The sequence below is a fragment of the Metabacillus schmidteae genome (assembly GCF_903166545.1).
Taxonomy (GTDB): domain Bacteria; phylum Bacillota; class Bacilli; order Bacillales; family Bacillaceae; genus Metabacillus; species Metabacillus schmidteae.
On the sequence record NZ_CAESCH010000001.1, the window covers coordinates 766,400 to 780,244 of the forward strand.

Annotated in this window: 10 protein-coding genes; 7 read left to right on the top strand and 3 right to left on the bottom strand. The window is 36.6% G+C overall.

Features of this window, described 5'->3' with window-relative positions:
* Positions 1-206 precede the first annotated feature (206 nt).
* The 4 genes from HWV59_RS03685 (at position 207) to HWV59_RS03700 (ending at position 6,086) form a co-directional block, all read left to right on the top strand.
* Entirely contained in the window at positions 207-1,937 is a 1,731-nt protein-coding gene (locus tag HWV59_RS03685; protein ID WP_175638088.1) for an ABC transporter ATP-binding protein, read from the top strand.
* A complete protein-coding gene (locus HWV59_RS03690) occupies positions 1,918-3,744 on the top strand; it encodes an ABC transporter ATP-binding protein (protein ID WP_175638089.1) in 1,827 nt (608 codons plus the stop codon). The genes HWV59_RS03685 and HWV59_RS03690 overlap by 20 nt, the downstream gene beginning before the upstream one ends.
* A 618-nt stretch (positions 3,745-4,362) precedes the next feature.
* Positions 4,363-5,817, top strand: coding sequence for an alanine/glycine:cation symporter family protein (locus tag HWV59_RS03695; RefSeq protein WP_102230978.1), 1,455 nt, complete (start codon positions 4,363-4,365; stop codon positions 5,815-5,817).
* Between the two features lie 113 nt (positions 5,818-5,930).
* Complete coding sequence (locus tag HWV59_RS03700; protein WP_175638090.1) at positions 5,931-6,086, top strand: hypothetical protein; 156 nt, start codon at positions 5,931-5,933, stop codon at positions 6,084-6,086.
* Positions 6,087-6,136: 50 nt separating this feature from the next.
* Here HWV59_RS03700 and HWV59_RS03705 read toward each other — a convergent pair whose 3' ends face one another.
* The 3 genes from HWV59_RS03705 to HWV59_RS03715 are packed head-to-tail and all read right to left on the bottom strand — an operon-like array spanning position 6,137 to position 9,393.
* On the bottom strand, positions 6,137-8,134 hold the full coding sequence (locus HWV59_RS03705) for an ABC transporter permease subunit (RefSeq protein ID WP_175638091.1): 1,998 nt from the start codon (positions 8,132-8,134) through the stop codon (positions 6,137-6,139).
* Positions 8,109-9,011 carry an ABC transporter ATP-binding protein gene (locus HWV59_RS03710; protein WP_175638092.1) on the bottom strand — a complete coding sequence of 301 codons (903 nt, stop codon included), beginning with the start codon at positions 9,009-9,011 and terminating at the stop codon, positions 8,109-8,111. The genes HWV59_RS03705 and HWV59_RS03710 overlap by 26 nt, the downstream gene beginning before the upstream one ends.
* Positions 9,004-9,393 carry a GntR family transcriptional regulator gene (locus tag HWV59_RS03715; RefSeq protein ID WP_175638093.1) on the bottom strand — a complete coding sequence of 130 codons (390 nt, stop codon included), beginning with the start codon at positions 9,391-9,393 and terminating at the stop codon, positions 9,004-9,006. The genes HWV59_RS03710 and HWV59_RS03715 overlap by 8 nt, the downstream gene beginning before the upstream one ends.
* 209 nt (positions 9,394-9,602) lie before the next feature.
* Between HWV59_RS03715 and HWV59_RS03720 the strand changes: the two genes are divergently transcribed.
* From HWV59_RS03720 to HWV59_RS03730, 3 genes are all read left to right on the top strand, one after another.
* Complete coding sequence (locus HWV59_RS03720; RefSeq protein ID WP_175638094.1) at positions 9,603-11,498, top strand: ABC-F family ATP-binding cassette domain-containing protein; 1,896 nt, start codon at positions 9,603-9,605, stop codon at positions 11,496-11,498.
* Between the two features lie 139 nt (positions 11,499-11,637).
* Positions 11,638-12,354 carry a 5-formyltetrahydrofolate cyclo-ligase gene (locus tag HWV59_RS03725; RefSeq protein WP_102230973.1) on the top strand — a complete coding sequence of 239 codons (717 nt, stop codon included), beginning with the start codon at positions 11,638-11,640 and terminating at the stop codon, positions 12,352-12,354.
* A 68-nt stretch (positions 12,355-12,422) separates the two neighbouring features.
* Entirely contained in the window at positions 12,423-13,514 is a 1,092-nt protein-coding gene (locus HWV59_RS03730; RefSeq protein WP_175638095.1) for a nitric oxide synthase oxygenase, read from the top strand.
* The last annotated feature ends 331 nt before the right edge of the window (positions 13,515-13,845 follow it).

The following is a 13,845-nucleotide window of genomic DNA, read 5'->3' on the forward strand; positions in this document are numbered from 1 at the left end:
ATCTTCCTTATGAATTTTTTAATACTTAAACAAATTAAAACATAAAATTGATGATGCATTCCACTCGGCATTTGTCATAATTATTGATAAACTACTTTTATAGCTCTTCTCAAGGTGATAGTAAAAATCACCTTAGTAATTGAGTACATAGCGTCAATTTTGAAAGCCCTTTCGTTAACTATGGAAACCTGGAGGATAGATACAGTATGATAAAATTACGGTCAATTCTAAAACCATATCGAATATCTATCATCATTGCATTAACATTGATGCTGATAGAACTCACTGTCGAACTTCTACATCCATTATTAATGGCGAAAATTATTGATGAGGGAATTTTACAAGAGGATATGGGTGTGGTCATGGTTTGGGGTGGAATCATGATTGGGTTATCGCTTGTTGCTTTTGCCTCAGGGATGATTAACTCTTTCTATGCCGCACATGTTAGCCAGGGGTTTGGATTTGATTTGAGAAAACAGATTTTTGTGAGAGTACAATCCTTTACCTTTGAAAAATTAAGTAAGTTCCCCGCAGCTTCTCTTGTTACACGAATGACAAATGATATTACACAGCTTCAAAATACATTATTTATGGGTCTGCGAATTATGTTAAGAGCACCTCTACTTATTATTGGTTCTGTCATCATGTCATTTTTTGTGAATGTCAAAATCGCTATCATTTTTGCATTAATTATTCCACTTGTCATTGCCATACTTGTTTGGATTATGAAGAAAGGGAGTAAATTGTTTCATAACGTTCAATCAAAGTTAGATCAAGTAAATGATGTATTACGTGAAAATTTAATTGGTATGAGATTGATTAAGGCTTATGTTCGAAGAGATTACGAGATAGGTCGTTTTAAAGAAGCGTCAACATCATTAAAGGATAATACAGTTACTGCATTACGAATGATTGAAACATCGATGCCTGTTTTATTATTAATTATGAATGTTGGCATATTGTTCATCCTGTGGATAGGTCAAGCACAAGTTGCTGGAGGTGATGTTCAGGTAGGTGAAGTAGTTGCCATTGTCAATTATGGACTTAGAGTCACATCCGCCTTATCAATGTTTTCCTTCATTATTATGTTTTTATCAAGATCACGTGCATCTGCTTCAAGGATATTAGAAGTACTGGATATAGAGGAAGAAGTGAAGGATGAGGGTGATGTGTCAGGGATTTCTGGTGGGAAAATAACGTTTGAAAATGTGACGTTTTCTTATCCGGGAACCAATAAAACCGTGCTTAAAGATATTTCATTTACCGTCCAGGCAGGTGAAACAATAGCTGTTATGGGAGGAACCGGATCAGGAAAATCTACTCTTTTTCAGCTCATTCCAAGGCTTTATGAATTGAATTCAGGCAGGATTTATATAGATGATCATCCAATTAATGGGTTTGATATCGAATTTTTACGAAATCAAATTGGTCTTGTTCCACAGGAAGCCGTTCTTTTTTCCGGTGAAATAGAAAATAATATTGCTTGGGGAAATAACCTTGCAACAAATGCACAAATCATGGAAGCAGCGAAAGCAGCCCAAATACATGAAACAATAGAAAAGCTCCCGAAAAAATATAAAACAAAGATTGGGCAAAAAGGAGTTAACCTCTCCGGTGGGCAAAAGCAGCGTTTGTCAGTCGCGAGAGCATTAGTACGAAAACCGAAAGTTCTTCTATTGGATGATAGTACAAGTGCACTTGATGTGAAAACAGAAAGAAAACTATTAAATGCCCTGCAAAGCTACTCTTGTACGACAATGTTGATCACTCAAAAAATTAGTACAGCAAAACAAGCGGATAAAATTCTGTTAGTAGATGATGGGAAGTTAGTTGCAGAAGGTACTCATCAAGATCTATTGAAAAATTCACCACTCTATCAAAAAATCTCTCAATCACAGATGAAAGGAGAGATGATGAATGTTGAAGCAGCTAACTAGACCGTTCAAATATAAAAGGCTGGAGCTAGAAAATAATGTTACCGGCAAACGAAAGCAAACAGTTGGACTAAAAGAAGGATTTAGTACAATTATAAAACTCTGGAGATATTTATCTGAAAAGAAGGGACAGTTTCTTCTTGTGCTGTTCATGGTTCTGGTTAGTTCTGCCTTGGCCTTATTAGGTCCATATTTAATTGGGACAGCAATTGACGAATATATTGTATCAAAGGATACCGATGGTCTTGGTATTTTACTAGTATGGATGATTCTAGTTTTTGTCTTTCATTCACTTTCTTTATTTTTACAAAATTTTTGGATGATTGGAATATCTCAATTTACGGTGAATGAAATGAGGGCAGACTTATTTCAACATCTTCATCGCTTACCGATTTCTTTTTTTGATAAGAAACAGCACGGTGAATTGATGAGCAGGGTAACAAATGATATTGAAAATGTTAGTTCAACATTGAACAGCTCAGTTATTCAAATTTTCTCCAGTCTTCTAACTCTCGTAGGTACGGTCACAGTCATGGTACTGTTAAGTCCGATGCTTACAGCTATTACTTTATTCATTATTCCTTTGATGGTTTTGGGTATGAAATGGATAACGAAACGGACGGGGCGATTATTTAAATATCAGCAACAAAATGTAGGGGAACTAAATGGATATATTGAAGAAGTCATATCAGGCCAAAAAATGGTTAAGGCTTATTCACAGGAAGATCGGGTCATACAAGAATTTATTGTTAAAGGCGAGCAATTAAAAAATTCAGGTTTCTGGGCTCAAACCATTTCAGGGTTTATTCCAAAAGTCATGAATATGTTAAATAACCTAAGTTTCGCTGTTATTGCGGGCATTGGTGGTTTGTTTGCTTTAAATGGCATGATTACAATTGGAGTGATTGTCATATTTGCAGAATATGCAAGACAATTTACCCGTCCACTAAACGATCTTGCCAATCAATTTAATACATTGTTATCTGCTATTGCAGGAGCTGAAAGGGTTTTTGATATTTTAGAAGAGACACAAGAAAAGGATGATCAATCGAAGGATGATTCTTTAGATATTCAAGGTGAGGTCATTTTTGAAAATGTATCATTTTCCTATGAAGAGGGAGAAAATCAACAAACAATCAATCATGTTTTTCTTCATGCTTCACCTGGTGAAGTAATTGCCTTAGTGGGTCCAACAGGAGCTGGAAAAACAACGTTAATTAACCTTCTTACTCGTTTTTATGACCCCGATGATGGAAGGATAGTCGTTGATGGAATAAATATTGACGAAATTGGACGAAGTACATTACGTAGACAGATGGCATTTGTTTTACAAGATACATTTCTTTTTCAAGGAACAGTCATGGATAATATTCGTTATGGACGGTTGGATGCGACAGACGAAGAAATTATCGAAGCGGCAAAGCTGGCGAATGCAGATAAGTTTATTCAAAAGCTTCCAAATGGATATCATACACAAATCCAACATGAAGGCAATGGAATAAGTCATGGGCAGAAGCAATTATTAGCTATTGCAAGAGCAATGCTTGCCAATCCTAAGATTCTCTTGTTAGACGAAGCAACGAGCAGTATAGATACAATAACAGAATTGCGTATTCAAGAAGCTCTCTCCAGGTTAATGAAAGGAAGAACAACGTTTGTGATTGCACACCGTTTAAATACGATCCAAAATGCTGATCAAATTATTGTCTTAAAAGATGGAGAGATTATTGAAAAAGGAACACATGATGAATTACTAGAGAAACAAGGATTCTATTACGAATTACAGGCTCAACATCAAGCTGTTAATTAAGAAGATTATAGAGATATAGTCTTCTTTTTTGTACTTATAATTTGTCGAAAAATGTCTAATCGTAGATAAATCCTCATAATCGGAGCTAAACTCTAAAAAGAAATCGAAGCTAAAATGCTGGTAATCAAAGCTAAACCTCGAAAAATCGCAGATAAACATTCTGCGGTTCGACATAGGGGCACGGTGGTCCCCAGTATTAGTGATAATAATATAACATAGTAGAAACAGTATCACTATTTCAAGGCACATCACTAATAGTTTAGTTTTTGCTAAGAGCATTCATGTTCATGTCCTTCATTGTGAGCATTCCTTGCACAATCTATTATTGTCATAAAAGCAAATCAGCAAAGATTTCCGTAAAGAGTTTATACAATCAATACAATGAAAGACTTCACCGCGTTAAAAAACACATGTACATCAGTTATCATGACTGATTATTCCATAAAGTTTCAGCGGGTAAATTAAACATTTGTTTTATTTTTTAGAACAGCTAATTTATTTTTTTACAATAAAATTAAATTGTGAGATCCCCTGACATTTGTATTGTTTTCTCTGGACAATTTGATTATAATCTCCTTAGAAAGAAAATTCTGTATTTTCAAAAAGGGGGTTGTGCTTTTGGAGGAATTTGTTACAGCGTTGAATGGGGTATTATGGAGTACACCAGTTATTTATATTTTACTGGGTGTAGGTTTGTTGTTTTCGATTTTAACTCGCTTCCTGCAAGTAAGGCATATTAAGGAAATGGTAACGCTTATGTTCCAGGGGAAGAGCTCTGAAGCTGGGGTTTCTTCATTCCAAGCATTAGCGATGGCGCTTTCCGGACGTGTGGGTACAGGGAACATCGCCGGGGTTGCTACGGCAATTGCATTTGGTGGGCCTGGAGCTGTATTTTGGATGTGGGCAATTGCGTTTATAGGTGCTTCAAGTGCATTCATTGAGTCAACTCTTGCACAAATTTATAAGGTTAAACAAGACGGGCAATATCGCGGTGGTCCAGCCTACTTTATTGAAAAGGGTATTGGGTGGAAATGGTTTGCTGTTCTCTTTGCATTTGCAGCATTAATTGCGATGGCTATTTTAATGCCTGGGGTTCAAGCTAATTCCATTGCTGTAGGTATGGAAAATGCATTTGGGATTCCAAAAGCAGCAACTGGTTTAGTCGTTATTTTATTATTAGCAATTATTATTTTCGGTGGGGTTAAACGTATTGCTACAACAGCACAGCTTATTGTGCCGTTCATGGCATTAGGGTATATAGCTTTATCACTTGTTATCATTTTAATGAATATTACAGAGTTACCTGCAGTTATTTCTCTTATTTTCCGCAGTGCATTTGCTTTAGATTCCGCTTTTGGCGGTTTAATCGGTATGGCAATTTCCTGGGGAGTAAAGCGTGGAATTTACTCTAACGAGGCAGGTCAAGGTACCGGTCCTCATATGGCGGCAGCAGCGGAAGTTTCACACCCTGCTAAGCAAGGTTTAGTTCAAGCTTTCTCTGTATATATTGATACATTATTTGTTTGTTCGGCAACAGCATTTATGATTCTTTTCACAGGTTTATATAATACACAGGCACCTGATGGTACATTTATTGTGAATAATTTAGAAGGTGTTGAAGCTGGTCCGGGATATACACAAGCAGCGATTGATAATGTACTTCCAGGTTTTGGAGCTGGATTTGTAGCCATTGCATTATTCTTCTTTGCATTTACAACAATTATGGCGTATTACTATATTGCTGAAACAAATATTGCTTACCTGCTTCGTGGAAAAAACAATAAAATTCCTATGTTGATTCTTAAGTTTATCTTATTAGCTGCAACATTCTATGGCGCTGTTAAAACTGCAAGCTTAGCTTGGGCTTTAGGGGATGTTGGATTAGGAATTATGGTGTGGCTAAATGTTATTGCAATCTTAATTTTAGCTAAGCCGGCTTTACTGGCACTAAAAGATTACGAGCGCCAGAAGAAGGAAGGGAAGGACCCTGTCTTTGATCCAAGAGCATTAGGAATTAAAAATGCAGACTATTGGGAAACTGAATACAAAGGCGATAAAGATCAAGCTTCATGACAAAATTAAAGAAGGGGTTGACCATCAGGGTTAACCCTTTTTCTGTGTGTAAAAATATTAAAAGTGTACAACATATAAAGTGACCATAATGAATGTAATAAGGAGGATGAATGATGTCCAAGCAAGGGAAACAGAACGCAGAGCAAACGAGTCAGCAATTAGCAAAGCAGAAAGCAAAAAATGATGTTGAGTTTGGGTCTGATGTACAAGTAGGGAATAGTCAGCACCAAAGTCAGAAGAAAAGCGGCAAACAAGTTAATAAGAAATAATTAAGTAAAAAAAGGACAGCCCTCACATTTTGGGGAGCTGTCCTTAATGATTACTGAATCTGATTTTTTGCATCTTCTGGTACATATTCAGTTGGGATAGATCCGTACCATACATTTCCGTCAGTTAATGTAAGTTTCACATAGTACACATTTTCTTCAGAGTACTCTGAGAAATGATAAATGATTGTAGAAAGTGTTTCTTTTTCTGTTATTGTCACATGTTTCTGACCACGTTCATAAATTACTTCTGGCATATAAATATCCTCTTGGGGATTGGTTGGAACATATGTCACTTCTGCATTCGTAATATCGGTCTCATCTATACGCGTATTTTCTAAATAACCATGGTCCTCTAACCATTTTGTAGTAGAAGTAAAGGATTTCTTCCAATTTACTGAATAACCTTCATACATATGAGGTGTATCACTATTGTCTTGTTTGTATCCTATTTCAATGTAAGCCCATGGAGCAGTTGTTCCAACAATGTCTTCCAACGATTGTGAAAGAATGTCCGCCTCAATTGCTTTCCTAAAATCAGAAATTTCTTTTTCATCTGTAATTGTTACCGGATTATACTGATGACTTGGTCCATAAGGGACAATCTGTATATTAATAACATCTTCCCTCTGAATCTGTGAAAACTCAGGTAAATTGACTTTATAGTCCTTTGCTTCTAATACTGGTTTAAGCTTTTCCTGAAGGGCATCTACAGGAATTAAATATTCACGTTTTAATTCTTTACCATTATTTAATTGGTAAACAAATACTGCCGAATGCTTTTGTATTTGAGCATCTTTTTGTTCCTCAACAAAATCTCTTTGTTGAATTATTTCCTCATGAAGATTACGTATATCTTGTATATAAAGCTTGGAATCAGAATATGGATTCACATTGTTATTCGTTAATTCTTGAAGGTGGTAGGACTCACCGAAGTAAACCTTTTCGATCTGATCCATTCTAGGAAGCTTTGTTTCATAATTGAATAGATCTGTTTTAATACTAAAAAGGATGGCTATAAACACAACGCTATAGATAGCAATACCTGTGAAGAAACGAAGATTAAGAATACGCCATGTTTTTTGCAGAATCATTTCTGCTGCCGTGTATCCAATTAAGGCTCCGGTAATATAGCCGAATATGATCCAACTCCAGTTCAATGATCCTGATGCTGAAAAATAAGATCCACCTAGAATCATTGCACAAAAGGTGACACCATACTTAAAGATTGGCTTCATAAATGAGAATGCAAGGACTTCTGTTGCTCTTTCAAGTTGTCTATAACGATAGAAGATTAATCCTAATACCAATGAAAGAATGGTTATGCCTATATAGATAATTAATTCCAGCATTGTGTATGGATCACTTTCTCCCCAGTTTTCAATAAAGCGTACAAAAGGGGATAAATACATTAACTTATCTTCAATAAAAATAGGTGTAAAACCAAAAAGCAAATAAGAAAGATTATATGAAACAAGTGCAACCATGCCAAGTGGCAAAAATAAAAATACATATGTCAGGATTGCTTGTGCTGTTGTCATTCCGGTTATAAAGCCAACAGCTACAGGAAAGGCAAACATCATGCATGTTAATAAGATACTTAAACCTGTCCAGGTTAATAAATCAGAGATCGTTAGGATGCCAGCAAAACCATCAATAGAATTTGTGACGAAAAATGTAATAATGGCAGTTAGGATGATTGGAACAATTAATAATAATAGACCGCTAATAATATGGCTAACGTATAAGGTTTCTCTCCTTATTGGCAAGCTGTGGATCATATCAACAGAAGATTCACTTTGGATATAGCGGAAAAGTAATAGTGCAGCTGCAACCGGGATTGAAAAATAGAGAAATACTTGAATCTCGGTATTGATTTTTAGATACGTATCGTAATCTGCAAATATAATAAATTCTTGTGAAGCGAGCTGTAGAAGCCCTAAAGGAACAGTGAATACTAATCCGAGAAAGTAGACGATACTTATCCAGCCATGCTGTCTAAAATCTTGTTTAATCACTGCGCGTTTAAAGAAGGACTTTTTCGATTTCATAGCCTACATCCTCCATTTCATAAATAAATATTTCTTCCAATGTTAATGGTAATAAATCATAGATGAGAACAGTGGATGATTGGATAATTTTGTTGATTTTCTCTTCATTGCCTCGAACGATTAATAGAGAAACACTTCCACGTTTTTCATGATGTAAAATCGTTAATTGATTTAATATATGCTCTTCATGGGTTGGATCGGCTAAGGCTAATTGTATTTTGTGAGTATCAGATTTTATATCATCAATTTCCTTTTCAATGATGATTTTGCCATTATGCATGATGCCGACATGATCGCATAAATCTTCAATTTCCCGTAAATTATGAGATGAAATGATGACAGTTAGTTCTCTCTCGGCTACATCTTGAAACAGTAAGTTTTTTACTTTCTGTCTCATAACCGGATCCAGGCCGTCGATAGGCTCATCAAGGATAAGAACATCAGGCATTGCAGATAATGCCAGCCAAAATGCGACTTGTCGCTTCATTCCTTTTGACAGTCGGTGAACTTTCCGACTTAAATCAATATTAAAGGCAGATTTTAGGTGCTCAAACCGTTCTTTATTCCAATCTGGATAATATTCTTCATATTGTGCAGCCATCTGTGCAACAGTTGCTTGAGGAAAGAAATAAAGAACATCAGGGATAAAAACTGTTTTTTCTTTTACAGCTAAATTTTCATAAGCAGGTCGTTCGTTTATCTCGATCGTCCCTTTATCAGGCCGATTAATGCCTGCGATCATCTTTAAGAGTGAGGTTTTACCTGCACCGTTTGATCCGAGTAAGCCGTAAATTGAGCCTTTTTTTACTTGGAGTGTTAGATCATTTACAGCTAATTGTTTGTTGTACGTTTTGCTTATGGATTGCACTCTAATCATCGCTCTTTCCTCCCTTTGTTTGTTGATGTGCTTCATCAAATAAGACATATAGATCCTCTTTTGTTAAACCTAAATAAATTGCTTCTGCGATAAGTTTTTGGATGTCTATTTTAAGGTCTAGTAACTTTTGATCGTTTGTCATTAGTTCAATTGCCGCAACAAAATTTCCTTTCCCTTTAATGGAATACAGATATCCTTGATTTTCAAGTTCCCGATAAGCTCTTTGAATGGTGTTTGGGTTAACTGTTAATTGACTCGATAGCACCCTAACCGAGGGTAATTGTTCATCCGGCTTAAGGATGCGGTGAATAATAAGCTCCTTAATCTTGTCGACTAACTGCTCGTATATAGGTTTTCGGCTTCTTACATCAAGCTGGAACATTTGCAACCCCCTTTGTCTTAACTGTATTAATAATGTTAGTACAGTTAATATAGTATATGTTTGTTGGGAGGAATGCAATCATAAATTGAGAAAAATTTACCAATTGAATATCTATTTTGCGCACAATGACCAAACAGCCGCTTCCACTTTTCTAATTACAAACTACCTGTTATTCTATACAGAGATAAAACTGTGAAGGACTGGATAATATGAGTATATTGCAGGTAGAAAATTTATATAAAACATATGGTGAGAAGGTTTTATTTGATCATATTTCTTTTACAATTGCAGAAAAACAACGAATTGGTTTAATCGGTGTTAATGGTACTGGCAAATCTACATTATTAAGGGTGATTGCGGGGCTTGAGTCAGCTGATTCGGGAGATATTACTCATTCAAATTCAATTCGCATTGAGTATCTGCCACAGCAGCCTGAACTAACAGAAGGCTTGTCAATCCTCGAACAAATTTATTTTGGAGATGCGCCAATCATGCAGGTTATGAGAGAGTACGAACTTGCGTTAAGTGAGTTGGAGAAGGATCCGGAAAATGAAACGAAGCTAAAGCATCTTATGAATATGCAGCAAAAGATGGATCAGCATGATGCCTGGGAGGCTAATACTGTTGCTAAAACGGTTTTGACAAAATTAGGGATTACAGATTTTCAAAAGCCTGTCACATATTTATCAGGTGGACAGAAGAAACGTGTAGCGATCGCAAAAGCACTTATACAGCCAGCTGACATTTTGATTTTAGATGAACCGACAAACCATCTTGATAATGAAACGATAGAATGGCTGGAAGGTTTTTTAGCTCAATACAAGGGTTCGATTGTGCTAATAACACATGATAGGTATTTTTTAAACCGGGTAACAAACCAAATCTTTGAATTAGATCAAGGTCAGCTTTACACGTACTCAGGAAATTATGAAGTATTTTTAGAAAAGAAGGCGGAAAGAGAACTGAATGCCGAACAAGCTGAAGAAAAAAGACAAAACTTATTAAGACGTGAACTAGCTTGGCTTCGAAGAGGAGCAAAAGCTAGAACAACAAAGCAAAAGGCACGTATCGGCAGAGTTGAAGAGTTACAGGAACAAAAAGGACCTGCAGCAAAGCAGGATTTAGACTTTGCCATTGGTTCAACCCGCTTAGGGAAAAAGGTGCTGGAACTTGAGCATATTTCAAAATCATATGATGGCAGGGAATTAATTAATGACTTCAACTACTTGGTAAACCAGGGTGAAAGACTTGGAATCATAGGTCCTAATGGAACAGGAAAGTCCACACTTTTAAACATAATGGCAGGACGAATTAAACCGGATGAGGGAACAGTGGATGTTGGGACAACGGTTAAAATTGGTTTTTATACACAGGAACAGGAAGAAATGGATGAAAATCTCCGCGTTGTGGAGTACATTAAAGAAACAGCAGAGGTTGTTTATACGGTTGATAATCAGGTTATCACGGCTGAACAAATGCTGGAACGATTTCTTTTTCCACGATCAGCTCAGTGGACGTACATTCGCAAGCTTTCTGGTGGTGAAAGAAGAAGGCTATACTTATTAAAGGTGTTAATGGAAGAACCGAATGTTCTTTTCCTGGATGAGCCGACAAATGATTTAGACACACAAACATTAAGTGTATTAGAGGATTATTTAGATCAGTTTCCAGGGGTTGTGTTAACTGTATCGCATGATCGCTATTTTCTAGACCGAGTTGTGGATCACTTAATAGCATTTGAAAATGGTGGAAATATCGCAAGGTTCCAAGGAAGCTATTCAGAATATATGGAAGAGAAAAAGCTTCAAGATATGATGAAGGAAAAAGAGACCCAATCCTCAGAGAAAACGGTGTATAAAAAAGAAAAGAAAAAGCGCCTTTCTTATAAAGAGCAACAGGAATGGGAACAAATTGAAGACAAAATTGCTACTCTGGAAGAACGGAATGCGCAGCTTGAACAGGAAATCGCAGCTGCTGGAAGTGATATAGGAAAAGTAACAGAGTTATATAAGGAACAAGAGCAGGTTGAAAAGAAATTAGAAGAAACGATGGAACGATGGGAAGAATTATCACTTCTTGTTGAAGAAATTGAGCAGAATCAATAGGTAGTAGAGGGCCTAAGGCAATTATTGTAATTGTTTTAGGTTCTTTTTAGAATAATAAAGACGTCTTTTAACTAAATATAGCAATTATATAATAAAAATAGATTGAGCTAGATATAAACATTAGAATAGGAGTATTCCAATGATAACAAAGGATGAAATAAGACATAAAGTGTGGAAACAGCTCACAGACGAGAAGAATGGACGGTTCCCATTTCCGTTAGTGAACCGAATTCCTAACTTCAAAGGAGCAGAAATCGCAGCAGCACATATTGCTTCATTACCTACATATAAAGAAGCAAAGGTTGTAAAAGTAAACCCGGATGCTCCACAGCTTCCATTAAGAAAACAAATCCTTATTGATGGAAAAGTGTTACTTGTCCCGACTCCACGTTTGAAGGCGGGTTTTATTATGGTAAAACCGGAATGGGTGCCGCAAGGTGAGGAAAGAAAAGCCGCAAGCTTAAGTCATATAAAGTCTTATGGAAAGGAACTACCACTAACCGAAATTCCTCCGATCGATTTAATGGTCGTTGGATCTGTGGCAATCCATCCTGATGGAAGGAGACTTGGCAAAGGAGAGGGCTACGCAGACCGGGAGTATGCCATTGTACGAGAACTTGGAAATCCACCCATTCCGATTGTGACGTCCATTCATAGCACACAACTAGTCGATGAAGATATCCCAAGAGATACATATGATTTAACTGTTGATTGGATTGCAACAGAGAAAGGAATAACAAAGACGAATTCATCATACGAAAAGCCAAATGGGATAGAATGGGATCATGTTTCAGACGAAGAAATGGAAGAAATGCCAGTGTTAAAGCAACTCTGGGATCTTAAATATAAAAAATGAGCATGACAATTGTACGTAAAAAATATATGTAGAGGACAAAAGCAGAAAGATTATAAGAGGTGTCCGAATTGGTTACAAACACAGAACAACTAGAACGAGAGGCAATTGAATTTCTAGAAATCGTCTATCAAGAGCTTGGAAAACCAAATGCTGAGTTAGAAACGAGATTACAGGATGTAAAAATGCAGATTGCTGAAACAGGATATTATGACCACACCTTTGAAGAACTGGAGCATGGTGCTAAAATTGCTTGGCGAAATAGCAATAAATGCATCGGAAGACTATTTTGGAACTCCTTAACCGTTTTCGATGAACGAAAAGCAGAAAAGGAAGACGAAGTTTTGAAAGCATTACGGCATCATATCACTTTTGCTACAAACTCAGGCAAAATCAGACCGACGATTACAATCTTTAAGCCTTCACGTGGAAAGAAGGATTGTTTACGAATTTGGAACCATCAGCTAATTCGTTATGCAGGTTATGAAACGGAGCATGGAATAATTGGAGATCCAGCCTCTATTGATTTAACAAGAGAATGTGAAAAGCTAGGTTGGAGAGGGGAAGGCACCCATTTTGACATTTTACCATTAATCATTCAACGAAATGATCATAATCCAAAATTGTTTTCTCTAGAAAAAGAATATATTTTAGAAATACCTATTACTCATCCGGATATAGAAGGGTTTAATGATTTACATGTTAAATGGTATGGAGTTCCAATTATCTCCGATATGGTGTTGGAAATAGGAGGGATTTTGTACTCGGCTGCACCTTTTAATGGCTGGTATATGGAAACAGAAATTGGCGCAAGAAATCTAGCTGATACTTTTCGATATAATTTGTTACCTAAGGTAGCTTCGATCATGAATTTAGATAAAAGAACACATGCAACACTTTGGAAAGACAGAGCATTAGTAGAATTAAATGTAGCTGTTTTGCACTCATTTAAAACAGCAGGAGTTAGTATTGTTGATCATCATACAGCTGCACAACAATTCAAGCTGTTTGAACAAAATGAGCGAACAAGCAGTAGAGAGCTTACTGGTGATTGGACATGGTTAATCCCTCCTGTCTCACCGGCGACTACCCATATTTTTCATCAAAGCTATAAAAACAAGGTGGTAAAGCCAAATTATTTTTATCAAAAATGTCCATATTAAAAAGAGGCTGACCCAAAAGTCTAGATTTTAGACCTTGGGTTAGCCTTTTTTCATACTTTGATCTTTTAACTAAGACAAACGTGAAAACCGGGACGTTCCATTGCGCTCCAGACACTTGCTTTCCGCGGGGAGGAAGCTGAGCCTCCTCGCCTTCGGCTGTGGGGTCTCAGCCTTTCCTCACTTCCCGCAGGAGTCAAGTGTCTTACGCTCCATTCCACTATCGATCTAAAATTGTATTCATAGAAGCAACACTCCTACGGAAACAGTCTTTTTTAAGAATAATTAAACAACAAAAAAATCGTCCCATTTTGTATAATTAAGTTACCACACC

What these genes read in the sequence shown, in the direction of transcription:
- HWV59_RS03685 (WP_175638088.1), top strand. Translation starts at nt 207, where the DNA reads ATGATAAAATTACGGTCAATTCTAAAACCATATCGAATATCTATCATC.
- HWV59_RS03715 (WP_175638093.1), bottom strand. Translation starts at nt 9,393, where the DNA reads ATGTTCCAGCTTGATGTAAGAAGCCGAAAACCTATATACGAGCAGTTA.
- HWV59_RS03725 (WP_102230973.1), top strand. Translation starts at nt 11,638, where the DNA reads ATGATAACAAAGGATGAAATAAGACATAAAGTGTGGAAACAGCTCACA.
- HWV59_RS03720 (WP_175638094.1), top strand. Translation starts at nt 9,603, where the DNA reads ATGAGTATATTGCAGGTAGAAAATTTATATAAAACATATGGTGAGAAG.
- HWV59_RS03700 (WP_175638090.1), top strand. Translation starts at nt 5,931, where the DNA reads ATGTCCAAGCAAGGGAAACAGAACGCAGAGCAAACGAGTCAGCAATTA.
- HWV59_RS03705 (WP_175638091.1), bottom strand. Translation starts at nt 8,134, where the DNA reads ATGAAATCGAAAAAGTCCTTCTTTAAACGCGCAGTGATTAAACAAGAT.
- HWV59_RS03710 (WP_175638092.1), bottom strand. Translation starts at nt 9,011, where the DNA reads ATGATTAGAGTGCAATCCATAAGCAAAACGTACAACAAACAATTAGCT.
- HWV59_RS03690 (WP_175638089.1), top strand. Translation starts at nt 1,918, where the DNA reads ATGTTGAAGCAGCTAACTAGACCGTTCAAATATAAAAGGCTGGAGCTA.